Consider the following 24288-nt stretch of genomic DNA (forward strand, 5'->3'; position numbering starts at 1 on the left):
CCTTTCCTTCAAGTGGGGCCGATCATGTACCGTCACCTATCGAGAGCCATGATCATTCTGGCGACGACCGCCGGAGCGGCCAACGCCGCCGAGAGCCTCACAGTATCGGCCCACGAGATGGCCGATGAGAAGGCGGTTTATGCAACGGTTGAAAGCGTGCGCACGGTAACCGCCCGCACCCGGATCGGTGGTACCGTCGCAGCGATCAGTGTGCGCGAGGGAGACCGCGTCGAGACCGGCGCGGTCATTGCGACCATTGTCGACGACAAGCTGGCACTTCAATTGAAGGCTGCCGACTCTGAGATCGCAGCACTGCAGGCGAGCCTCGACCAGGCCCGCACGGATCTCGCCCGCGTCGATAATCTCGTGCAGCGCGGCGTCAGCACGCAGGCGCAGCTCGACAATGCCAAGACGGCGCTGTCGATCGCCGACAACAATTTGAAGGCTCGGACTGCCGCACGCGCCGTCACTGTGCAGCAGGCCAGCGAAGGCAATGTCCTCGCCCCCACCGCCGGCCGCGTCCTGAGCGTTCCGGTCACCGAGGGTGCCGTGATGCTCGCGGGCGAGACGGTGGCGACGATCGCCGAGCAGAATTTCGTCCTGCGCCTCGAAGTTCCCGAACGCCATGCGCGCTTCCTGAAGGCGGGCGACCCGATCCGCATGGATGGCGCGCAGATCGGCGTTGACGCGGATGCCCGTGGCACGATCGAACTCGTCTATCCCCAGATCGAGGATGGGCGGGTGCGCGCCGACGCCGCCGTGACCGGCCTTGGCGACTATTTCGTCGGCGAAAGAGTCCGTGTCTGGGTCTCGGCCGGCGTCAGGCCAGCCATCGTCATCCCGGCCGATTATGTGACCACGCGCTTTGGCGTCGACACGGTGCAACTGCAGCAGACGGACGGCACGACGATCGAGGTGCCGGTGCAGCGCGGTGCAACGGCGACGGCAGAGGGTGTTCCGAACGGCCTGGAAATCCTGTCCGGCCTGCATACCGGCGACGTTCTGGTGAAACCATGAAGCTGGGTCTCTCGGGTCATCTGACGCAGGCGACGATCCGCTCGCCGCTGACGCCACTCCTGCTGCTGGCCGCGCTCGCCATGGGCCTCGTCGCGCTGATGGTCATCCCGCGCGAGGAGGAACCGCAGATCAGCGTGCCGATGGTCGACATCATCGTCGAGGCCAATGGCCTCAAGGCGCCCGACGCGGTCGAGCTCGTCACCAAGCCGCTCGAAGCCATCGTCAAGGGCATCAACGGCGTCGAGCACGTCTACAGCCAGACGCAGGACGACCACGTCATGGTGACGGCGCGTTTCCTCGTCGGGACCTCGTCCGACGCCGCCATCCTGCGTGTCCACGAGAAGATCCGCGCCAATCTCGACCGCCTGCCCGTCGGCATTCCGGAACCCCAGATCGTCGGGCGGGGCATAGACGATGTCGCCATCGTCGCCTTGACGCTCTCACCGAAGCCCGACGCAGCCGCGCGCTGGCAGGACAAGGACCTGTTCCTTCTCGCGGACCAGCTCCGCGCCGAAGTGATGAAGGTCGACAATGTCGGGCTCACCTATATCCAGGGCGGCGATCGACCGGAAATTCGCGTCGAGCCGGATCCGGAGAAGCTCGCCCTCTATGGCGTGACGCTGCAGCAGCTGGTTGCCAAGGTCCAGGGAGCCAATCGCGCCTTCGTCGCGGGGACCGTGCGCCAGGATGGCCAAACCAAGGAGGTGGCCGCCGGACAGACGCTCTCCGGCGTCCCCGATATCGGCCTGCTCCTGCTGACGACGCGTGACGGCCGGCCGGTCTACGTCCGCGACGTCGCCACCATCACGGCCGGATCGAGCCAGGCGGAACAGCGGATCTGGGACATCACGACGGCAAAGGACGGCAATCTGGAGCGCGTCCCTGCGATCAGCCTCGCCATCGGCAAACGTGCGGGCGCCAATGCGGTCGTCGTGGCGAGCGACGTCGTTGCACGGGTCGAGGCACTGAAGGGCACGCTGATCCCCGGCGATATCGAGTTGCGCGTCACCCGCAATTACGGCGAGTCGGCCAATGAGAAGGCGAACGAGCTTCTCTTCCATCTCGGCCTCGCCACGATCTCGATCGTCGTCCTGATCGCCTTCGCAATCGGCTGGCGCGAGGCGCTGGTGACGCTGATCGTCATCCCCACGACGATCCTGCTCACCCTCTTCGCCGCCAACCTGATGGGCTACACCATCAATCGTGTCAGCCTGTTCGCGTTGATCTTCTCGATCGGCATTCTCGTCGACGACGCCATCGTGGTCGTCGAGAATATCGCTCGCCATTGGGGCATGGCCGATGGCCGTTCGCGCCTGCAGGCGGCGATCGAAGCCGTGGCCGAGGTCGGCAACCCGACCGTGGTCGCGACACTCACCGTCGTCGCCGCGCTCCTGCCCATGCTTTTCGTCTCGGGCCTGATGGGCCCCTACATGGCGCCGATCCCCGCCAATGCCTCGGCGGCAATGCTGTTCTCCTTCTTTGTCGCCATGACGATCGCGCCATGGGCGATGCTGAAGCTCGCACCAAAGGAAGCTGCCACTGGCGCCCATGCCGCGCACCATGATGGCGGCGCGCTTGGCCGGCTCTACCGTGCCATTGCGACGCCACTGTTGAAGACCAAGCGACGCGCCTGGAGCTTCATCGCTCTTGTCGGCATCGCGACCCTCGCTGTGTGCACGCTCTTCTATACGCAACATGTCACCGTGAAGCTGCTGCCGTTCGACAACAAGTCCGAACTCTCGGTCATGGTGGACCTGCCCGAGGGGGCGAGCCTCGAGGATACGGAGCGGGTCCTGTTGGCGGCGGCGAAGCAGATCGGGCCGCTGCCCGAGCTCGTCTCGATGCAGGCCTATGCGGGCACGCCGGCGCCGTTCAATTTCAACGGCCTCGTTCGCCACTCTTATCTCCGCACCTCGCCGGAGCTCGGCGAATTGTCGCTCGAACTGACGCCCAAGGGTGACCGCGACCGTTCCAGCCACGCGATCGCGCTCGAGCTGCGCCAGCGTCTGGCGGGGCTTGAACTGCCTTCCGGCACCAGCGTCAAGGTCGTGGAGGTGCCGCCCGGACCGCCCGTGCTCTCGACGCTGCTTGCCGAGATCTACGGCCCGGATGCCGCAACGCGCCGCGCGGTCGCCGCCGAAGTCGAGACGATCTTTCGCCAGGTCCCGTTCATCGTCGATGTCGACAATTCAATCGGCATGCCGAAGCCGCGCCTGCGCGTCTCGATCGACCAAGATGCGCTCGAATATTTCGGCGTCGAACAATCCGACGTCTATGACAGCCTCACGGCGCTGCTGAACGGAACCACGGTCGGCTACTCCCATCGTGGCGAGGGGCACGAACCGGTGCCGATCGTCATCCGCCTGCCGAAGAGCGGCCTGGCCTGGGACGAGCGTCTCGCTTCGACCCCGGTCCCTGCCAATGCGCTTCCGGGAAATCGCTCCATCGTCGAGCTCGGCGAGGTCGTCCGGGTCGGACAGGAGGCTGGCTCGCCGGCGATCTTCCGTCGCGACGGCCGCTTTGCCGACATGGTGACGGCTGAACTCGCCGGCGCGTTCGAAGCGCCGATCTATGGCATGCTCGCCGTCGACAAGCTGATTGAGGCCCATGACTGGGGCAATTTGCCGAAGCCGACCATCAGCCTGCACGGCCAACCGACCGACGAATCCCGTCCGACCCTGCTCTGGGACGGCGAGTGGGAGATCACCTGGGTGACCTTCCGCGACATGGGCGCCGCCTTCGCGATCGCGATCGTCGGCATCTACATTCTGGTCGTGGCGCAGTTCGGCTCGTTCAAGCTGCCGCTGGTGATCCTGACCCCGATCCCGCTCACGCTGATCGGCATCGTGCTCGGCCACTGGCTGTTCCATGCCCCCTTCACGGCGACCTCCATGATCGGCTTCATCGCGCTGGCCGGTATCATCGTGCGCAATTCGATCCTGCTCGTCGATTTCATCCGCCATGGAAGGCGCGAGGGAATGAGCCTCAAGGAGGTGGTCATCGAGGCCGGCGCCGTCCGCTTCAAGCCGATCCTCCTGACCGCGCTCGCAGCGATGATCGGCGCGGCGACGATCCTGTCCGACCCGATCTTCCAGGGCCTCGCCATCTCGCTCCTCTTCGGACTCGCTTCGTCGACGCTGCTGACCGTCCTCATCATTCCGGCGATCTATGTCGTCCTGAGATCGCCGGATTGACTCGGGGAACGCTTTGGGTCATTCCTGAGTAAACGATAACCCAAGCGACGCCAAACCACATGCCCGACGCCAAGATCTCCCTGCAGGACATAGCCAGACGGCTTGGCGTCTCCGCCAAAACCGTCTCGGGCGCCCTGCATGGCGACGGCTCGATTCGCATGGCGGAGGGCACGCGCGCCCGCATCAAGGCGCTCGCCGACGAGCTCGGCTATGTGCCCAACATGGTCGCCCGCGGCATGCGCCAGGGTGTCATGCCGATCATCGGCATCGTCGCCGACGGGCTCATCACGCAACCCTTCGCAACGGAGATCCTGCGCGCTTTCGACAATTCGGTCCGTACCGAGGGCCTGTCGGTGGTGGTGACGAGCGTGGGTGATCCAAGCACCGTCGAGGCGAGCGTCGCCGAGCTCCAGCGCTTCATGCCACGCGCCATCGCCTATGCCGCGATGTACCATCAGGTCGTCGATCTCCCCAAGGCTGCGCGTGGCGCGGTCAAGCTGATGATCAACTGCCGCGACTCCGAGGGCGAGATTGCCTCGCTGGTTCCGGCGGAGCGCGAAGCCGCAGAAGCGATCGTCAACCATCTGTTCGATCGCGGGCGCAAGAGCATCGCCTTCCTCAACCTGCCGGGCCTGCTGGCCGGCACGATGCGCGAGGACGGTTTTCGCGCAGCCCACGCCGCCCGAGGCCTTGCTCCCAATGAGGCCTGGATTCGCCCGGCCACGCGAGGGCCGCTTTATTCCGATCGCGCACGCAGCCTTGTCTTTGCCCATGTCCAGGAGATGTTGTCGGGTCCTGTCCGGCCTGATGCGATCCTCTGCGGCAATGACCGCGTCGCGCTCGAAGCCTACAATACGCTCCGTCGGATCGGCGCCCGCATCCCCGAGGATGTCGCGGTCGCCAGCTTCGACAATCAGGTCGAGATTGCTGCTCGGCTCGATCCACCGTTAACGACGATGGCCCTGCCGCACCGGGCGATTGGCCGTCGTGCCGCCGAGATCCTGGCCGGTCAGGGCCGTCGGGCGAATTCTATCGAGGAAATTCCGTTCCGTCTTGTCGAACGCGCCTCAGTCTGAGACGCGGCGGACCGGTCCAATGGGAGGAGAATGCTATGAATACCGTCTTGGGTAAACGATTACTTTCAGTGCTCGGCACCGCCGCGGCGCTGTCGGTCACGTCTCTGGGGCTTTCGGTTGCGCAGGCGGCGGAACTGAAGGTGATGTTTCAGGGCGACCCCTATGAAGTCACCATCATCACCGATGTGGCCAAGCGCTTCGAAGCCGCCAATCCCGGCACGACGGTGCAGCTGATCAACACGCCGCACGACGCCTATAACGAAAAGGTCGGCGCGGCTGTCTCGGCCGGTTCGCTGCCCGATATCATGCAGCTCGATGCACCGTTCCTCGCCAACTATGTCTGGTCCGGCTTCCTGCAGCCGATCGGCGGCGTCATCGACAAGCCCCTGCTCGACGACATGACGGCGTCGAATATCAGCCAGGGCACCTATCCGATCGACAAGCAGCTCTATGCGATCGGCCTGACCGACAGCACCGTCGCGCTCTATGGCAGCCGCAAGCAGCTTGAGGCGCTCAATATCCGCATTCCCAAGTCGGTCGACGACGCCTGGACAAAGGACGAGTTCGAGACGGTCCTGAAGACGCTCGCCGCTCAGCCCGGCACGAAATGGCCGATCGACCTCTTCCGTTCTTATGGCACCAAGACCGAGTGGATCACCTATGCCTATGAGCCAATGCTGGTCTCGATGGGCTGCGACGTGATCGACCGCACGAGCTGGAAAGCGACGGGTACGCTCGACGGCGCGGCCTGCGTGGCCGCCGCGACCGAGATGCAGAACTGGGTCAAGCAGGGCTGGGTCGTGCCGCAATCGGCGGGCGGAAACCAGTTCTATGCCGAGGGAAGGCCGGCGGCTCTCGCCTGGGGTGGACACTGGTTCTATGCCGAAGCGAAGGCGCAGATGGGCGACGACGTGGTCGTGATGCCACTGCCGAAATTCGGCGAGAAGGGTGCAAGCCCGAACGGTACCTGGATCTGGGCCGTTACCAAGACGGCGTCTGATCCGGCAGAAGCCGGCAAGTTCCTGAGCTTCATGCTGCAGGACCCCGCCTATCGGGAGCAGTATAAGGAACATGCCGGTTTCCCCGGCCTGAAGTCCTTCGCTGCGGCCTCGCCGCTCTATGCGCCGGGTGGCGCGATGGCGGTCGCTTTCGAGCAGGCCAGCAAGAGCGCCGTGCCGCGTCCGCCGCATCCCGCCTATCCGACGATCACGCTCGCCTTCCAGAACGCCATGAACAACATCTTCGACGGCGCGGATGCGCAGGAAGAACTGAGCAAGGCGGCGAAGAAGATCGACGCCGACATCGAGGACAATGACGGCTACGCGCCGTTCGGCAAGGTCGAATAAGGGCCACGCCCAGGCTGCCGCGCGGCCAGTCCGTCGCGCGGCAGGCAGTGTCCGCTTCTGTTGGAGCTCAGTGCCATGTCGACCCAATCCCTGCCTGCGGGACAAGATCGCCCGCGTTCTCGACGGTCACCGCCGCTCTGGGGCGGCAAGATCCAGGAACTCGGCATGCTGTTGCCGGCCGTTATCCTGGTGACGATCTTTCTGCTCGCGCCGTTCCTCTCTTCGTTCCGGATTGCGCTTACCAATGAGCGGCTGATCCCGCGGCCGGTGCCGCCGCGCTTCGTCGGTCTCGGCAATTTCCAACAGATCCTGACAGACCATGATTTCTGGCGCGCGCTCTGGAACGTCGCCCGCTTCACGATCATGGTGCTGCCGGTGCAGTGCGGCTTCGCGCTTGCGATCGCCCTGCTCCTCAATTCGAAGCTGCCTTTCCGGAACTTCTTCCGAGGCCTGTTCTTCCTGCCGGCGATCACGTCGATGGTGGTGGTCTGCGTGATCTGGGCAACGCTGTTCCAATATCCGACCGGCCCCTTCAACCAGATCCTCGGTTTCCTCTCCTTCGGCATGGCAGAGCCGATCGACTGGCTCGGCGACCCGAACTGGGCCATGCCGTCAATTGTGCTGCTTTCGGCCTGGCAGGCCTATGGCTTCCAGATGATCGTCTATCTCGCGGGCCTGCAGGGCATACCCGAGACGCTCTACGAGGCGGCCGAACTCGATGGCGCCAATCGCTGGCAGCGTTTCTGGAACGTCACCATGCCAGGACTGCGCCAGACACATATCTTCGTGCTGATCATCACGACGATCCAGGCGTTCAAGCTCTTCACACAGGTCAACATCCTGACTCAGGGCGGTCCGCGCGGCACCACCGACACGGTGGTCCACTACATGTTCACCGCGGGCTTCGTCGACCAGCGCCTCGGCCTCGCCTCGGCCGTGGCGATCCTGCTCTTCTTCATCGTGCTGGTGGTGTCGATCGTCCAGCGTTTCGTCGTGAAGGATCGGTCATGAGCGCCATCTCCGAAACCCGGACTCCCGCCCGGACCGCCGCGATCGGCTGGGACGTCGGCGCGATTGTCAAATTCGTCGCCGTTACCGTGATCGCGCTCGTCGTGATCTCGCCACTCTTCCTGCTGGTGGTCGCGAGCCTCAAGCCGGATCGCTTCCAGATCCTCGCCGACATGGGCAGCTTTCGCGCCTTCTGGGTCTCGAACCCCTCGCTCGACAACTACCGCAACGTCGCGACCTTCTCCGGTGCGCTACCCTTCGGGCGCTATCTGCTGAACTCGCTCGTCATCCTGTTCTGCACCGTTCTCGGCGGCATCTTCATCAACTCCATGGCGGCTTTCGTGCTCGCCTGGGGCCGGTTGCCGGGACGCGCGATCATCCTGACCGCCTTCATCGCGCTCTATATCGTGCCGCAGGAATCGATCGTGCTGCCCCTGCTGACGATCGTGAACAAGGCCGGGCTTTCCGACACCTTTGCGGCGCAGATCCTGCCCTGGATGGCGAGCCCGCTCTATATCTTCCTGATCTACCAGTTCTTCATCCAGATCCCGCGCGACGTCTATGACGCCGCAACCGTCGATGGCGCTTCGCCGTTCCGGATCTACTGGTCGGTGTTCCTGCCGATCAGCGGCCCCGTGCTCGCGACCGTCGCGATCCTGCTCGGGATCGAGACCTGGAACCAGTATCTCTGGCCGCTGATGGTGACGAACACCGACAATGCGCGCCCGATCTCCGTCGGCATTGCCAGCTTCTTCGGCCATGACAGCGTCTACTGGAACAGCGCCATGGCGGCCTCCGTCATGATGATGGCGCCGGTCCTGATCTTCTACCTCGCGTTCCAGAGATGGTTCGTGAGCTCCTTCATCTCCTCGGCCGTCAAGGGCTGAGGCACAGACGCGGATAGCGACATGACCGAACTCAAGTTCCCGCTCGCGGCTGGCGAAGTGCTGCACGTCTTCCAGAAGCCGGTGGACAAGGTCTCGCCCTCTCATGTGAGCCTGACCGGCGCGGCCGAGGCGGATCTCTTCGGCCCACCCTCGGACGACTTCACCCGCACGACTTATGAAACGTCGGCAAGCGGCGAGGCAACGCTCTGCTGGGACGAGGCATCGACCGTTGTCTCTCTCGCCTATGCCTTCGATCCGGCCCGTGTGAGAGAGAACGGCATCCGTGTGCTCTGGACGACCGAAGCCAACCGTACGGGTGCAGCACGGCACAAGCTTCATCTGAAGACGCCATTCGGCTGGATGAACGACCCGAACGGCCTCTGCGAGGCAGATGGCCTGACGCATCTCTTCTACCAGCACTATCCGCACAGCCAGCGCTGGAACACGATGCATTGGGGACATGCGGTCAGCCGCAACGGGACCGACTGGGTGCACCAGCCGGTCTTCCTCCTGCCACGGAACGAGCTCCTCGCCGACGACAAGAATGGCGGCGTCTTCTCGGGCTCGGCCATGCCCTTGCCGGATGGCCGCCTGCGCGTGTTCTACACTGATCGCGAGGACGACCGGCTGCCGAACTGGGAATGGCAGATGACAGCGGTCTCCGATGACTGGATCGATGTCGGCCCTTCAACGCCAGTCATTACCGCAGCGCCGGATTTGCCCGGCTACCGCAAGGATTTTCGCGATCCCTACGTCTTCCGCGGGCCGGACGGTCGCTGGAAGATGCTGCTCGGTGGCGGCGACGATGCGGCAGCGCTCGTGCTGCTCTACGACACGGCCGATCCGCAAGGCGCCAGCAATTGGGAATTCGTCGGTGTGCTCCACCGCGAGCCTTCGCAGCAGAAACTGCCGGCGGAATGCCCCTGCATGGTGGCGCTGGATAGCGAGGGGGCCGGCCTCCATGTGCTGATCTTCGGGCTGCTCGGCTCGCGCGACGAAATCACCCGCCGCCGCAACATAACGCTCGCCATTGTCGGCCGATTCGACGGCAGGACCTTCGAGCCGATCCAGCGCGAGGAGATGGATTTCGGCACCGATTGTTACGCCTTCCAGGGCATAGTCGGCGCCGACGGACCCTATGGCATCGCCTGGGCAGCGAACTGGACCGACGTCTTCAAGGAGCGTGATTTTCCGAGCGCCATGACCTTCCCTCGCCGTCTGGTCTGGAGGAATGGCCGCCTCGCGACACCGCCGATCGACGCCGTCGCCACGCTGCGCACCGTCCTCGCCAGCGAGAACCTGGCGGAGGCAGCATCGCCCGTGTCACTCGAGGACGGGCTCGGCGAGATCGAGCTTGCATGGGCGGAGCCCGGCACACCGTTCAAGCTCGCCTTCCGGCATCCAACCCATGCGATCGAACTCGGCTATGACGGCTCGACGCTCGAGCTTCATTTCAAGCCGCCGGGCAGCCGCCCCGTCCCGCGCTACACGATCGAAGACATCAAGCCGGAGACGCTGCGCATATTCGTCGATATCGGACTGATCGAAATCTATGTCGATGATGGCCGCTGGTGCCTCACCAAACGCATCGAAAGCGACGAGCCGGTGAGCGCGATCGAACTCGACACGCTCGGCCGGCCACCGGCGCACGCGCGGCTCTGGCAGCTCCGGCCGCAGCGCGCATAGATCAGCGCCCGCATAGAAGACGGGCGCGGGGCGGAATCGTGCAGATCAGGCCGGGGCGGCTCCCCGCCTGACGCAACGAAATCCGACATGGCTGGTCGACGTATCGATCGGCTCGGCATGACGCGCCGACGGGCGGTAGCGCCGGCAATAGTTCGGCGCGCAGAGATGGGAGCCGCCCTTCAGCACCTTGCGCGGGATCCTGATGCGCGGCTGGGTCGGGTCATAGCTTGCCGTCTCGGAGCCGCCGCGCGGGTTCTCCGGGATACAGCAGGCCTTGGGCGCATCGGCCTCATGATGGGCCGACCACCAGTCATCGGTCCACTCCCAGACATTGCCGATCATGTCGTAGAGGCCATAGCCGTTCGGCGGGAAGGCCCTGACCGGTGAGGTCCGTTCATATCCGTCGGTCTTGAGGTTCTCCGAAGGGAACTGGCCCTGCCAGGTGTTGGCGAGCTGCCGCCCGCCCGGATTGAGTTCGTCACCCCAGGCATATTCCGCACCGTCGAGACCACCCCGCGCGGCGAATTCCCACTCCGCCTCGGTCGCAAGCGACTTGCCCGCCCAGGCGGCGTAAGCAGCCGCATCGGGGTAGGCGACATGGACAACGGGGTGATCGTCGAGTCCCCTGATCGAGCTTCCCGGGCCATAGGGCCGGCGCCAGTTGGCGCGGAAGCGGAAGTCCCACCATTGACCCCAGTTTCTGAGATCGACCGGACGGTCGGGGGGCGAGAAGACCAACGAGCCGGCTTTCAGCATATGCGGCAGCGCACCGGGATAGTCCTTCGGATCTGGCGCCTTCTCCGCGACGGTGACATGACCGGTCGCCTCTACAAATGCCCTGAACTGCGCGTTGGTCACCGGAGTCGGATCGATATAGAAGCCGTCCACAGTCACGCGATGAACGGGCTTTTCCTCGGCATAATGATTGTCCGAACCCATCCGGAACGTTCCGCCCTCGATCCAGACCATCGGATCGGTCGGCGGGGCTGGGGCCACAGACGGCCGGTCGTCACCGGACCGTGACTTCATATGGGTGCTCAAGGCGGACCTCTCGGGCAGCGCAAGCCGGGCCCGCATCGCCCGACACCCCATAATAGCACGCCCTGCGAAGGCGCAACGACCCGCCATTGCAGCCGTTTGAATCCGTCAAGGCGCACGATGAGCATCGAGGTGCTGCATCAAAGGTTCTACGGCGCCGGGTCAGCAGGGAGGAGGCGAACCGCCAACCCGGCGCCGGAGATGGCGCATAGAGCGCGCCGATCTCAGAGTTCCATTCGTCTCAGCCCTTGACCGCTCCCGCCGTCATGCCGGCCACGATCTGTCGATTGAAGAACAGGAAGACGATCAATGGCGGGATCGTAATCAGCAATATGTTCATGAAGAGGAGATTGTAGGACGTGTCGAACATGCTCTGGAAATTATAGAGCGTGAGCTGCACCGTTACGTTCTGCTTGCCGGGCAAATAATAGAGCGGATTGGTGAAATCGTTGAAGATCGCGACCGACTGGACCACGATCACGGTGACGACCACGGGCTTCAGCAGCGGCAGGATGATCAGGAAGAAAAGCTTGAGCGGCCCGGCGCCGTCGATTGTGGCAGCCTCGTCCAGTTCGCGCGGAATCGTCGCCACGAAGGCACGGAAGAGGAGCACCGTGAACGACAGGCCGTAGGCGACCTCGATCAGGATCATGCCATGCAGGGTCTTGAAGAGGCCGACGCCCTGCAGAACCCAGATCGTCGGCACGACGGCAGGCGGAATGATCAGGCCGGCGAGAATGAGAAAGTTCGCGATCGGCGTCCAGGCCGACGGCCTGCGCTGCAGCACGAACCCGACCATCGCGCCCAGCACGACGAGGAGGGTGACACTCGCCACGGTCAGGATCGCGCTGTTCACGAACGCGGTCAGCAGCATGTAGTCGCGCGCCTGGATGACCTGGATCAGATTATCCCAGAAATGGAAGCTCGTCGGCCAGGAGAACGCGCGCAGCGACGCCTCCTTCTTGTCCTTGAGCGCCGTCAGCAGGATGAAGACGAAGGGGACGATGAAAATGACGACCGAGACCAGGATCGCGAGGAGCCCGAGGCCGTGCCTTCTGGTGATCCTCACGGCGTGCGCTCCTTCCGGTTGAGGAAGATCGAGACCGGCACGATGATGATCGCGACCAGAATGAAGAGGACGACATTGCCCGCCGTCGACAGGCCGTAGAAACCGGCCTGATATTGCTTGTAGATCACCGAGGCGAGGACATCGGAGGTGAAGCCGGGACCACCGCGCGTCATCGACCAGATCAGGTCGAATGACCGCAAGCCACCGATCAGGCTGAGGATCACGACGGTGATGGTCGCTGGGCGCGCCAGCGGAAGCGTCACGTTCCAGAAGCGCTGGAAGGCATTGGCGCCGTCGATCTTGGCCGCTTCGTAGAAGTCCTGCGGGATCGACACGATACCGGCGATGTAGATCACCGTCGCAAGGCCAAGCCCCTTCCAGACATCGACGAGCGCGACCGAGATGAGTGCAAGGCGCGGATCGGTGAGCCAGCCGGGGCCCTTAATGCCGAAGAGCGCGAGCGTCTCGTTGATCGCGCCAGTGGTCGGATGCATCAGCACCGTGAAGGTGATGCCGACGCCGACGGTGCTGACCAGCACCGGGAAGAAGATGACCGATCGCAGGAAGTCACGCGCCATGATCTCCGATGTCAGGAACACGGCGAGGAGCAGTCCGAGGACGACCTTGAGGCCGGAGGTGAGGGCCGCATAGATCAACGTGTTGATCAGGCCCTGGACGAGGAATGGCTCGCGGAAAAACTGGACGAAATTGTCGAGCCCGATGAAGGTCCAGTTGAACAAGGTCCAGCGCGTCAGGCTGAAGAACAGAGAGGCCAGCGTCGGCACGAGGAACAGGACGGCATAGATGATGGCGGCCGGCAGGAAGAACCAGGTCGGATAGGGCGATCTCTGGGCCGGCCTTCGGGCAGGAACCGCAATCGCGACGGCGGCTGGGCTTGCGAGAGCCATCCTCGTATCTCCTCCACAATCGGGCTCGATCCGGCCTTCACCGGACCGAGCCCAATTCACTGTCCCCGGATCGATTCTACCAGCCCGGCAGACCGAGCTGCTGTGCCTGCTTCCTGACATCCTCGTCATAAAGCGCAGCACCATCCGCCGGCGGGCGGATACCCGAGCCCACTTCGACCGTAATCTGCTCGAGGGCCGGCCCCTTGATCGGAGAGACGAATTCGAGCGCCGGCGCATTGCCGTCGGCCTTCTCGAAGTAAGGCAGGAGGTCCGTCACGGAAGGCGGCGCATCCGCCGGCAGGGCGCAGCCCTTGACCAGATAGGGCCCGGTCACGCCGACGGCTTCGGTCTGGATGTCGCAACCCGCGGTGCTTGCGACGAAGGCCAGGAACTTCTTGGCCTCTTCCTGGTGCTCGGACGTCTTCGGGATGAACAGGCCCGCCGGCATCCATGCCGTCAGTCCGTTCTTCGCGGCGTCATCACCCGGCAAGGCGAAGAAGCCGATATCCTTCAGATTGTCGGGATAATTCTGCTGCAAGGCCGCGATGGCGAAAGTCAGCATCGGGTAGTGCGCGCCCTCGCCGGCCGACAGCATGCGCAGGCCGTCCTCGTAGGTCGCCGCGCCATAGTCAGCGTTCAGGTAGCCGCCCTTGAGGACGTCTTCCTGATGCTGGAAGCCCTTGACCGCAGCAGGGCTCGTGGCGAATTTCGCCTGATTGGCCGTGTACTTCTCGGCAAAATCGGGCTCGGCTGCCTGAACGTTATAGAAATCGCCCAGTACGAACAGCTGTGAGGTCCAGGTGTCCTTGAAAGTCTGGATCACGGCCGTCTTGCCGGCAGCCTTGATCTTCGCGTTGTTAGCCATGAACTCGGCCCAGGTCTTGGGCACGGAAAGGCCGAGATCGGCATAGATCTTCTTGTTGTAGAGCACACCGCCGCCCATCGCCGTCTGGATCGGCACGCCATAGACACGGCCGTCCGACGAGACAACTTTCTTGAACGAATCGAGGACATTGGCCTCATAGGGCTCGTCGGTCAGATCGACCAGGTTCTGCTGCGGATTGATGGCCTGGAAGAGCGAACCGGAATTGTAGAGGAAGATATCGGTCATCTCGCCGGTCGCAAGACGCGTCTTGATCAGATTGTCACCCTCGGTGCCGCCCGGACGAGACTCGACGTCGATCTTGATGCCGGGATTTTGCGCCTCGAAGGCGGCGGCGAGCTTCTGCGCCACGGGAATGGTCTGCGCCCCGTTGTCGATCAGGAAGCTCAGCGTGACCGGGTCCTGCGCAAAGACCGGCCCCATCGCCGTCAGTGAAAGCGCGAGGCCCGCGACCGCACCGAGCAGCAAGCGGCGTGTGGTATGAATTGGCATTGTTCTCCTCCCTGTGTCGTAAACGGGCGGATCGACCCGAAACGATAGTGCCATGGTCCTGAGGCACCGATCCCGTGCCCGGTCGAATGACCCTGCCGATGCCCCGATGCGGATGTGAATCCGTTCGGTCGCTCCTCGGCACTCCTCGTGGCCGCGCCTTCTCCCATCAGGCGCGGCCGCTCGCAGCAAAACGGCGTCCCGCCGATCAGCGAATCCGGAAAGTCGCTATGTGCTGGCCGGCGGCGAGCGGGGCGCGGGTCGGCTCGCCATTGCCAGCGGCAGTCACCGGTGTCCCGTCGAGCACGATATCGCCATAGCCCGGCGCGAGGACGAGCGTCCCCGATACGCCGTCAGGCACCGAGACCGTATAGGTCGCGACATCACCATCCAGCGTCCAGCCGGCCGCGATCCGCCCGGTGATCGCGTCATGATGGGCGGATACGGGCGCCAGTGCCGGCAGGATGGTCGGCTCGAAAATCACATGCTCGAAGCCGGGTGCGTTCGCATCGGGCCTGAACCCGGCCACGGCCTCGAACAGCCATTGGCAGACTGCGCCATAGGCATAGTGATTGTAGGAATTCATCGCCGGATCGAAGGGCTTGCCCTTCTTGTCGAGCGCATCCCAGCGCTCCCAGATCGTCGTGGCGCCCATCTTGATCTGGTAAAGCCAGCCCGGGACTTCCTCCTGCAGGAAGACCGACGCCGCAAGCTCGGGCTCGCCGATCTTGAGCAAGGCGGGGAGGAGTGCCGGCGTACCGATGAAGCCGGTGCCGATCCGTCCTTCCGAACGCGCGATCGTCGCCTTGAAATATGCCTTGGCGGCGGGCAGCAGTTCAGCCGGGATCAGGTCGTGCAGGATCGCCAGCGCATAGGAGGTCTGGTCGTCATAGACCAGCCGCCCCGACGGCGCGATGAACTCGCGGGCGAAAGCCGCCTTGACGATCTCCGCCCGTTCGTTCATCCGCGCGGCGATTTCGACATTGCCGACGACCCTCGCGGCCTTCGCCGTCACGACCGACGAGATGTAGAGATAGATGGTGGCGGCCGCATCGTCGCCGATGGTCGGCAATGGCTTTTCGCTCGGCCCCTTGGGCTGCAGCCAGTCACCAAAGGAGAAGCCGCGCGCGCCCCACTGCCTTGGCGGCATGACGATCGGGCCATCGCTGATCGACCAGACGAAATCGACCCATTTGACCATGGCCGGAAGCGTCTCCTGGAGCACGGCCGCATCGCCATAATGCTCGTAGAGCGTCCACGGAATGGTGCAGATCGCGTCGCCCCAGCCGGTCGAGCCGAAGAAGCCCGGGAAGTTCTGCGGATGCAGGCGCGTGGGATCGGGCACGACATGGGCGATGGCGCCATCTTCGCGCTGATCAGCCATCACGTCGCGCAACCATTTGGCCAGGAAGCTGTGGCTTTCGTGGAGATAGCAGGCGGTCGGCGCGAAGACCTGCGCATCGCCGGTCCAGCCGAGCCGCTCGTCGCGCTGCGGGCAATCGGTGGGCACCTCGATGAAATTGGCCCGCTGCGACCAGATCGTGTTTTGCACCAGCCGGTTCACCAGCGGATGCCCCGAGGTGAAGGTACCGGTCGGGATCTGCGCCGAGCTGATCGGGATCGAGGCGATCGACGTGATCTCGCCATGGCCCGCAATCGTCACCCGTGCATAGCGGAAGCCCTGGAAGGTGAAATGGGGGCGGAAGCTCTCCTCGCCCTCTCCCTTCAGCACATATTCGATCGTCGCCGCCGCCGTGCGGTAATTGGTGTTGTCGAACTTGCCATCCTGATCGAGGATTTCGGCGTGCTCGACAACCACGCGCGTGCCCTCTTCGCCACGAACGGAGAAGGCGACATAACCGCCGCTGTTCTGGCCGAAATCATAGACGGTCCGCTCCTGGCTGTCCTTCCAGGACGACTGCACAGAGAGCGGTTCGAGCTCGCGTACCGGCGTCGTCTCGTGCGGCAGAAGCACGGAATGATCGAACGGCACGACCTCGCTGCCCGACCGGGTCTGCAGATCATCGAGGCGAGCATCATAGATCTCGCCGAAATAGATGCCGGATTTCAGGATCGGCAACAGGCCGCTCTGCCAGCTGATATCGGTCCTGAGCAGCGTCTCGGCCGCGCCGGGCCCCGAGCGCAGCTCGGCGATGGCGGCAATCTTGTCGCCCCAGGTGTTGTAGATCGCGTTCTTCGCCCACATCATCTGCGAACGGTACCAGCCATCGGCGAGCCAGATGTCGATGACATTCTCGCCGGCCTTCAGATAGGGCGCCACCTCATAGGTCTGGTAGGAGAGGCGCTGGTCGTAGCAGGTCCAGCCCGGCGTCAGCAGATCATTGCCGACACGCTCGCCATTGATGAAGGCGCGGTAGAGGCCGAGCGCGCTGATATGGAGCCGTTCGCTGCCGCCGACGCTGGCCAGATTGAACGTCTTGCGGAGAAACGAAGCCTGCGAGCCGACACCGGCATCGGTCAGCGGCCGGACCATCTGGGCGGTCCAGCGGATCGGCTCGACAGCGGCCGAAACCCTGGTCGCATGCGTCGGCATGGCGTGAAACATCGTCGTCTCTCCCTCTTCCCGGACCGTTGATCCGGCCTCTGCAACGGTTGTCTCCAGCGCCCGGCCCTCATCCGCCGTACTGTAAACCGTTCAACGTATACCGTTCTACATTATCGACGAATGACGTCAAGAGGGCATGAACTATCGCGGATGCGCAGCTGGATCGCACGGGAAACAGCCAGAGGCTCGCGTTTCGTCGCCGTTTCGCGCCGCACGGCCGCCTGATAAAGCTGGCATTCACACAATGCGAATGTCAGCTGGGACGAGATGGCCACGAAGAAGAAGACCGAGCGCGTCACCATCCGGACCGTGGCGGAAGATGCCGGCGTGTCCGTCGCGGCGGTGTCGAAGGTCCTGCGCAGCGCCTATGGCGTCAGCGACGCGCTGCGCGCCAAGGTCCAGGCCTCGATGGCGAAACTGGGCTACCGGCCACTGGCGGCCGCGCGCGGCATGCGCGGACAGACCTATACGCTCGGCGTGCTGCTGTCCGATATCAGCAACCCCTTCTTCTCCGACATCATGGCGGGCATCAATGCCGCGCTGGAGCGCACGGAATACCAGCCGCTGATCGGCGTCAGCCAATCGGCATCGTCCATCGAGCTGGAACTGATCGACGCGATGCAGGACCGCCAGATGGACGGCCTCATCCTCGTCGCGCCGCGGATGAAGGCGGCCGACCTCGATACGGTTGCGACGCGGATCCCTTCGGTCCTGATCGGCCATCATCTGCCCGGCGCGACGCTGTTCGACACGGTCAACGACAATGACGTGCTGGGCGCCAACCTCGTCGTCAAGCATCTGGCCGGCGTCGGGCATCGCAACATCGTGTTCCTGAGCCTGCAAATGCCGGCGCTGGACGACGTGCTGATCACGACACAACGCGAGATCGGCTACACGACCGCCATGGCGGAATGCGGACTGGCGCGCTACACGCAGATCGTCCGTGCCGACCAGACCGCGCGCGAAGCCAGGACATTGGCGCGCCACCTCCTGCAGTCACGGCAGAGGCCGGAGGCGATCTTCTGCTGGACCGATTTCATCGCGCTCGAGGTGCTGAGCGTGGCGACCGAACTTGGCCTGTCGGTGCCCGGCGACGTCGCCATCGTCGGCTATGACAATACGCGCTACTGCGACATGGCGCAGAACTCGCTGACGAGCGTCGACCAGTCGGGCCAATTGCTGGGCCTGCAGGCGGCGCGGTTGCTGATCGAGCGGATCAAGGGCCGCGAGAAGGCTGAGCATCTGGTGCTCACGCCCCGGCTCGTCGCGCGATCGAGCTCGCTCAAGGTCGCCACCAGCGTGCCGGGGCCGGCCGCGGCATGACCGCAAGGCCCGACAGTCACGGCAAGCGAGGACTGTTCGGAATCGTCCCGTCGCTCTAGAAAGGGGCGCGCGGAAGTGGCTGCGCCTCGTTCGCGAGAGACGAAGTCCGGGCATGGATACGATCGAAACCAGCAAGCCTCAAACCGAAGCGGACGATCTCGTCGCCTATCTGCGCGATACGGCGCGGCTCGACGCCGACACGCCGACAGCGCTCTACCAACGCCTCGAAGACGCCTTGCGCGGCGCGATCCGGGACAGAGTGCTGCCGCCCGGCGGCGTCATTCCCGGCGAGCGCGAGCTGGCGCAACGCCTTTCGATTTCCCGCGTGACGATCCGCAAGGCGATCCGCGCGCTCGTCGACGATCGCCTGCTCGTCCAGCGGCAGGGCGCCCGCACGGCCGTCGCCGAGCGCGTCGAAAAGCCGGTTTCGGTGCTGACTTCCTTTTCGCAGGACATGCTGGCCCGAGGCCTGGCGCCCGGAACGGTCTGGCTCGCCAAGGACATGGGCGTCGCCCTGCCCGCCGAGGCGATGGAACTTGGCCTTTCGCCCGGCACGGAAGTTTGCCGGCTGAGGCGCCTGCGCACCGCCGACGGCCAGCCGATGGCGCTCGAACTCTCCATCGTTCCCGCCGCCTACCTGCCCTCGCCCGATCTGGTCGAAACTTCGCTCTATACCGTGCTCGAAGAGCGCGGCCACAGTCCGTCGCGCGCACTGCAGCGCATGCGCTCCTCGATCGTCGGCGGCAACGAGGCCAAGCTCCTCGGCGTTCCGCCCGGCGCACCGATCCTCGAAATCGAGCGTCGCGTCTTTCTCGAGGGAGGGCAGACGGTCGAATATTGCCGCAGCCTCTATCGCGGCGACACCTATGATTTCCTGGTCGAGTTGCACCGCTAGAGAGCGCGCTTACAAAAAGACCATGTGACTGGTCCTAAACTGGTTGCGTACCGGTATTATCGTTGCTAGCCTCTCCCTTGCTGAACAGGGAGTGGTGAATTGGCAGTGTCCATCATCGAAGCGCTCAAGGGACGGCTCGTCGTCTCGTGCCAACCGGTCATTGGCGGCCCGATGGACCGACCCGAGATCGTTGCAGCCTACGCTTTGGCCGCGGAAGCCGGCGGCGCAAGCGCGCTTCGCATCCAGGGATTGGCCAATCTGCGCGCCGTCCGTGCAGTCACCAAGCTGCCCATCATCGGCCTGATCAAGCGCGACGATCCTTCGACACCGATCATCATCACCGCCACCATCGCCGATGTCGAAGGCCTCGCCGAGGCCGGTGCCGATATCATCGCCTTCGACGCAACCCTGCGCGACAGGCCCGAAAGTGTGGCCACGCTGAACAAGACCGCGCATGCCGCCGGCAAGCTTTCGATGGCCGATTGCGCCTCGATTGCCGATGCCCGCGCGGCACTCGCGGCGGGCTGCGATGTTATCGGCACGACATTGTCGGGCTATACGGGCGGGCCCGTGCCGGAGGATCCGGATATCGCCTTTGTCGCTGCGGCGGCCGCCCTCGGCGCGCCGGTCTTCGCCGAGGGACGATACCGGACCGTCAGCGAAGTGCGCGCGGCGCGCGAGGCTGGCGCCTGGGCCGTCGTCGTCGGCTCGGCCATCACCCGGCCCGAACATATCACCGGCTGGTTCGTCGACGCCGTGTCGCTCAAGACCCCCGCCGAGGCCTGAACACCATGGTGCCGGCCCCCGTCCTTGCGATCGATCTCGGCGGCACCAAGACGGCCGCGGCACTCGTCGCGGGCTCCGAGATCATCGATAGCCGGCGGAACGATACGCCGCGCCAGGCGGACGCAGGCGCCTGGCTCGACAATATCGCCGAACTGGTCTCCAACTGGCATGGCCGCTATGCGAGCGCCGGCATTGCGGTGACCGGCGGCGTCGCTGACGGCGCCTGGTATCCGCTCAACCCTGCCACGCTCCCGGTTCCGCCCGGTTTTCCGCTGGTCCGCGAGCTCTCCGCCCGGCTCGGCGTGCCGGTCGTCGCCGCGAATGACGCACAGGCGGCGGCATGGGGCGAATATCGCTTCGGCGCCGGCCAGGGCGTCGACCTGATCTTTCTGACGATCTCGACCGGCATCGGCGGCGGCATCGTCCTCGACGGCAAGCTTCGCACCGGTCGCAGCGGATTGGGTGGTCACATCGGGGTTACCCGCATCGGCAACGCGCTGCTCGAAGAGCTCGGCTCTGGATCGGCACTGGCACGGCTCGCGGTTCTTGAGGGCCTGCCCGCCGATCCGCCGGCAATCTTCGCCATGGCCGCTGTCGGCGATGCGCGCGCGACGGGCCTGATCGACCGCGTCGTCGCATCGGTCGCCCGCGCCATCGCCAATCTCCAGCTCGTGCTCGATCCGGACTGCTTCATCATCGGCGGCGGAATGGGCCTCGTGCCCTTCTATCTCGCCCGGCTCGAGGCAGCCTGCGCCGATCTGCCGGACCACCTTCGACCCATCCTTCGCGCCGCCGCGCTCGGCGCGAATGCGGGCCTTGTCGGCATTGCCGATCAGGTCCGGATAATCACGAACGCGCATGAGGGGTAACGACAATGAAGCGACTTAAGTCCGTTCTGCTGGCCTTGGCCGCACTCGCCGCGGCCAGCACGTCATCGCTCGCCGATGTGACCGTACTCGGCTGGCCCGGCGGCCCCGAAGAAGCGGGTCTGCGCAAGGCGGCGGAAGCCTATAACGGCACCGCCGCAGCCGACGACAAGGTGAAGCTGATATTCTTCAACCGCGAAGGCTTCTGGGACAAGCTCCAGGCCGATCTCGCCGCCGGCTCGACCGAGTTCGACATCAACCTGCTCGCCACCTATGCGATCGGCAAATACGCGCCGTTCATGGAGCCGATCACGCTGCCGGCCTCGGCCAAGGATGTCTTCGGCGAGAAGACGCTGACGACGATGCAGTACGACGGCAAGCAGTATGGCGTGCCGACCGATCTCTCCATGCATTTCATGTATTACCGCAAGGACCTGATCGAGAAGCTGCTCACCGACAAGGATTGGCAGGCGAAATACGCCGAGATCTCGGAGAAATATCTCGGCAAGAAGCTGACGCCGGTCGATCCCGACAAGTGGACCTGGGATGACTGGGCTGCCACGGCGCTCTTCTTCACCAAGGCCGTGAATCCAGAGAGCCCGGTCCGCTACGGCACCGTCCTGCAGATGAAGAACCTGCTCTTCAACATGATGGTCTTCGGCTCGCTGCCGCGTTCTTATGGCGCGAACTGGACCGATGCCTCGGGCAATGTCACGGTCGACAGCCCCGCTTATCGCACGGCGCTCGAGCTCTACAAGAAGCTCTATGATGCCGGCGCGACGCCGAAGGATTCGCTCTCCTACGAATTCGCCGAAACCAACGCCGCCCTCGGTTCCGGCCAGGCCGCGACCGCCCTGCAGTGGAACGCTGCGGCGGCAGACCTGAACGACGCCACGAAGAGCCCGGCCATTGCCGGCAAGATCGAGGCCGTTGCCCCGCCGGCTGGCCCGGATGGTCGCTTCACGCATATTCACGGCCTCGGATTCGGCCTGAACAAGGCGTCGACGCATAAGGACAGCGCGCTCAAGTTCCTCGACTGGCTCGCAACCGCCGACGCGATGGAGATCTACGCCAAGGCCGGTGGCTCGCCCGCCGTCTCGGACGCGATCACCGCCAAGCTGCCGGAGCGTCCCGATCTCGCCAAGCTCGGCGCCTTCGCCAATGCCTATGGCTTCGTGATGAACGGCGCCACCTCGGCCAATGCACTTTCGGTCTATGAGGCGCAGGCCAAGGCGTTCACCGGCTATTGGGCCGGCACGCTGACCCTCGACGCAGCACTCGCCCAGGCGCAGGCCGACATGACCAAGCTGCTGAAGTAGGCGGCCTGACCTTCTGCTCCCTCCCCCTTGTGGGGAGGGTTGGGGAGGGGGTACCAGCGCGAAATTCTGGGATTAGCGCTTATCAGGCGCCTTTCCGGACAGACGGAGCCGGTACCCCTCCCTGTCCCTCCCCACAAGGGGAGGGAACGCTCACGCCGAGCCCGGCCTATCTTCCCTCAATCGGACCAAGCCCCATGGAAATCGCCGACCGGCGCATTCCCTATCTGCTCGTGACGCCGCTGACCGCGTTCCTGCTGGCGCTGCTGGCCGTGCCGCTCGCGATCGATCTCGTCTATTCGGTATCGCGCGTGACGTTCGAGACGCTGCGCGCGCCGAGACTGATTGGCCTCGGCAATTTCGTCGCCGTGATCCAGGATGCCGGCTTCTGGCAGGCGCTCTGGTTCTCTCTCAAATTCGCGGTCGCGGCTTCGGTCGCGCAGCTCGTACTCGGGCTGTTTCTAGCGGTTTTCCTTGCGCCTCTGCTGAAGAAGGTGCCGTGGCTGATGGCGCTCCTGATGCTGCCGATGATGCTGGCGCCGGCCCTGGTCGGCCTGATGTATCGGCTCGTGCTGCACGAATTCGTCGGCGTCGTGCCCTATTATCTCTACCTCTATACGGGCGACAGCCCGGCTTTTCTCGATGCTGCCAACGCGTTCAGGACCCTCGTCACCATCGAGGTCCTGCAATGGACGCCGTTCGCCCTGCTGATCCTCTACTCGGCCTATGCCGGCATATCCGATGATGTGCGCGAGGCCGCCGCGATCGACGGCGCGGGCGCGCTGAAGATCCTGCGCCATATCGACCTGCCGCTGATGCTGCCGACCATCGTCATCACCTTCTTCTTCCGCTTCATCGACTCATTCCGCGTCTTCGACAATGTCTATGTGCTGACGGGCAGCGGCGCCGGCGGGTCGACGACAACGATCTCGATCTTCATCTACGAGGCCTTCTTCCGCCGCAACGATATCGGGTTTGCGGTCGCTGCCTCCTTGATTTTCCTCGCACTTTCCTTCCTCGTCCTGATCGGATTGCTGCGCCTTGGCCGGAGGCACGCATGAGACAGAACCCGCTCATGATGTTCCTGAGGATCGTGGTCTTCGCGATCGCGGTGTTCGTGCTGAACTTCCCGCTGATCGCGACGCTACTGACCTCGTTCAAGTCGGATGCGGAGATCTCGGCCAATCCCGCGCTCTGGATCGACCAGCCGACACTCGCGAACTATGCCGGCATCCTCGCCATCCGCGACCGTTTCGACATCTTCCACTACCTCGGCAACAGCGTGTTCGCCGCCGGCGTCGGTGCGGTGCTCGCCACGCTGCTCGCCTTTCCGGCGGCCTATGCGATCGTTCGCCACGAGGTCGGCGAGAGATGGCTGCTGCCGATGGTCACCAACCTCCGCGCCATCCCGCTCATCATCTTTTCGATCCCGATCTATCTGGTTTATCAACAGCTTCACCTGCTCGATACCAAGATCGGCCTCGCCCTGATCCTCTGCCTCGTCAACCTGCCGCTGGTGCTGGCGCTGATCGTCAACGGCATCCGCTCGCTGCCGATCGAGGTCGAGGAGGCGGCGCGGGTCGACGGCGCCAACACCTTCGCGATCCTGACGCGGATCGTGCTGCCCATGGCGCTGCCGGCGATCGCCTCGTCGCTGATCCTCGCCTTCATCTATTCCTGGAACGAGTTCCTGTTCGGCCTGATCCTGACGACGCAGAACGCGGTGCCGATGACCGTCGGGGCCTCGTTCTTCTTCTCGGCCTCGGGCGGTGGCGTGCAATGGGGCATCGCGTCGGCGGTGATGATCATCTCGACTTTGCCGCCGCTTCTGATCAGCCTCGTCGCCTATCGCTATATCGGTCGCTCGCTCGCCGCCGGCGCCGTGAAGGGGTAACAGACGGGGGCAACGGGCTCAACGCCCGTTGCCGTTCGATT

Annotated in this window: 17 protein-coding genes and 1 pseudogene; 13 read left to right on the forward strand and 5 right to left on the reverse strand. The window is 64.3% G+C overall.

What is annotated here, in order from left to right; all coding sequences use genetic code 11:
• Positions 1–48 precede the first annotated feature (48 nt).
• The 7 genes from QO014_RS08665 to QO014_RS08695 all read left to right on the forward strand — a co-directional run bounded on the left by QO014_RS08665 (position 49) and on the right by QO014_RS08695 (position 10214).
• On the forward strand, positions 49–1017 hold the full coding sequence (locus QO014_RS08665) for an efflux RND transporter periplasmic adaptor subunit (protein WP_266348284.1): 969 nt from the start codon (positions 49–51) through the stop codon (positions 1015–1017).
• Positions 1014–4211, forward strand: a complete 3198-nt coding sequence (locus tag QO014_RS08670) for an efflux RND transporter permease subunit (RefSeq protein WP_266348285.1) — start codon at positions 1014–1016, stop codon at positions 4209–4211. Before QO014_RS08665 ends, QO014_RS08670 begins: the two co-directional genes overlap by 4 nt.
• Before the next feature lie 59 nt (positions 4212–4270).
• On the forward strand, positions 4271–5287 hold the full coding sequence (locus tag QO014_RS08675; RefSeq protein WP_266348286.1) for a LacI family DNA-binding transcriptional regulator: 1017 nt from the start codon (positions 4271–4273) through the stop codon (positions 5285–5287).
• A 47-nt stretch (positions 5288–5334) separates the two neighbouring features.
• Positions 5335–6633 carry an ABC transporter substrate-binding protein gene (locus QO014_RS08680; protein ID WP_266348611.1) on the forward strand — a complete coding sequence of 433 codons (1299 nt, stop codon included), beginning with the start codon at positions 5335–5337 and terminating at the stop codon, positions 6631–6633.
• A 75-nt stretch (positions 6634–6708) separates the two neighbouring features.
• Positions 6709–7644, forward strand: a complete 936-nt coding sequence (locus QO014_RS08685; protein WP_266348287.1) for a carbohydrate ABC transporter permease — start codon at positions 6709–6711, stop codon at positions 7642–7644.
• Positions 7641–8528, forward strand: a complete 888-nt coding sequence (locus QO014_RS08690; RefSeq protein ID WP_266348288.1) for a carbohydrate ABC transporter permease — start codon at positions 7641–7643, stop codon at positions 8526–8528. The genes QO014_RS08685 and QO014_RS08690 overlap by 4 nt, the downstream gene beginning before the upstream one ends.
• Positions 8529–8549: 21 nt before the next feature.
• Positions 8550–10214 carry a GH32 C-terminal domain-containing protein gene (locus QO014_RS08695; RefSeq protein WP_266348289.1) on the forward strand — a complete coding sequence of 555 codons (1665 nt, stop codon included), beginning with the start codon at positions 8550–8552 and terminating at the stop codon, positions 10212–10214.
• A gap of 45 nt (positions 10215–10259) precedes the next feature.
• On the opposite strand, the gene QO014_RS08700 is transcribed toward QO014_RS08695, so the two are convergent.
• The 5 genes from QO014_RS08700 to QO014_RS08720 all read right to left on the reverse strand — a co-directional run bounded on the left by QO014_RS08700 (position 10260) and on the right by QO014_RS08720 (position 17155).
• Positions 10260–11243, reverse strand: a complete 984-nt coding sequence (locus QO014_RS08700) for a formylglycine-generating enzyme family protein (protein WP_266348290.1) — start codon at positions 11241–11243, stop codon at positions 10260–10262.
• A 250-nt stretch (positions 11244–11493) separates the two neighbouring features.
• Entirely contained in the window at positions 11494–12321 is an 828-nt protein-coding gene (locus QO014_RS08705; protein ID WP_266348291.1) for a carbohydrate ABC transporter permease, read from the reverse strand.
• Complete coding sequence (locus QO014_RS08710) at positions 12318–13229, reverse strand: carbohydrate ABC transporter permease (protein WP_266348292.1); 912 nt, start codon at positions 13227–13229, stop codon at positions 12318–12320. Before QO014_RS08710 ends, QO014_RS08705 begins: the two co-directional genes overlap by 4 nt.
• A 76-nt stretch (positions 13230–13305) precedes the next feature.
• Positions 13306–14604, reverse strand: coding sequence for an ABC transporter substrate-binding protein (locus tag QO014_RS08715; RefSeq protein WP_266348293.1), 1299 nt, complete (start codon positions 14602–14604; stop codon positions 13306–13308).
• 205 nt (positions 14605–14809) lie between these two features.
• Entirely contained in the window at positions 14810–17155 is a 2346-nt protein-coding gene (locus tag QO014_RS08720; RefSeq protein WP_442358273.1) for a family 78 glycoside hydrolase catalytic domain, read from the reverse strand.
• Between the two features lie 279 nt (positions 17156–17434).
• On the opposite strand from QO014_RS08720, the gene QO014_RS08725 reads away from it, so the two are divergent.
• The 6 genes and pseudogenes from QO014_RS08725 (at position 17435) to QO014_RS08750 (ending at position 24247) form a co-directional block, all read left to right on the forward strand.
• Positions 17435–18490, forward strand: a complete 1056-nt coding sequence (locus QO014_RS08725; protein WP_266348295.1) for a LacI family DNA-binding transcriptional regulator — start codon at positions 17435–17437, stop codon at positions 18488–18490.
• 112 nt (positions 18491–18602) lie between these two features.
• Entirely contained in the window at positions 18603–19385 is a 783-nt protein-coding gene (locus tag QO014_RS08730; protein ID WP_266348296.1) for a GntR family transcriptional regulator, read from the forward strand.
• A gap of 99 nt (positions 19386–19484) precedes the next feature.
• Positions 19485–21040 (forward strand): annotated as a pseudogene (locus tag QO014_RS08735) (putative N-acetylmannosamine-6-phosphate 2-epimerase).
• A 5-nt stretch (positions 21041–21045) separates the two neighbouring features.
• Complete coding sequence (locus QO014_RS08740; RefSeq protein ID WP_266348298.1) at positions 21046–22356, forward strand: extracellular solute-binding protein; 1311 nt, start codon at positions 21046–21048, stop codon at positions 22354–22356.
• A gap of 194 nt (positions 22357–22550) precedes the next feature.
• Complete coding sequence (locus QO014_RS08745; RefSeq protein WP_266348299.1) at positions 22551–23414, forward strand: carbohydrate ABC transporter permease; 864 nt, start codon at positions 22551–22553, stop codon at positions 23412–23414.
• Positions 23411–24247 (forward strand): carbohydrate ABC transporter permease, encoded by an 837-nt coding sequence (locus QO014_RS08750; RefSeq protein WP_266348300.1) that lies wholly within the window; start codon positions 23411–23413, stop codon positions 24245–24247. The genes QO014_RS08745 and QO014_RS08750 overlap by 4 nt, the downstream gene beginning before the upstream one ends.
• The last annotated feature ends 41 nt before the right edge of the window (positions 24248–24288 follow it).

It is taken from the genome of Kaistia dalseonensis (genome assembly GCF_030814715.1).
GTDB classification, from domain to species: Bacteria; Pseudomonadota; Alphaproteobacteria; order Rhizobiales; family Kaistiaceae; genus Kaistia; species Kaistia dalseonensis.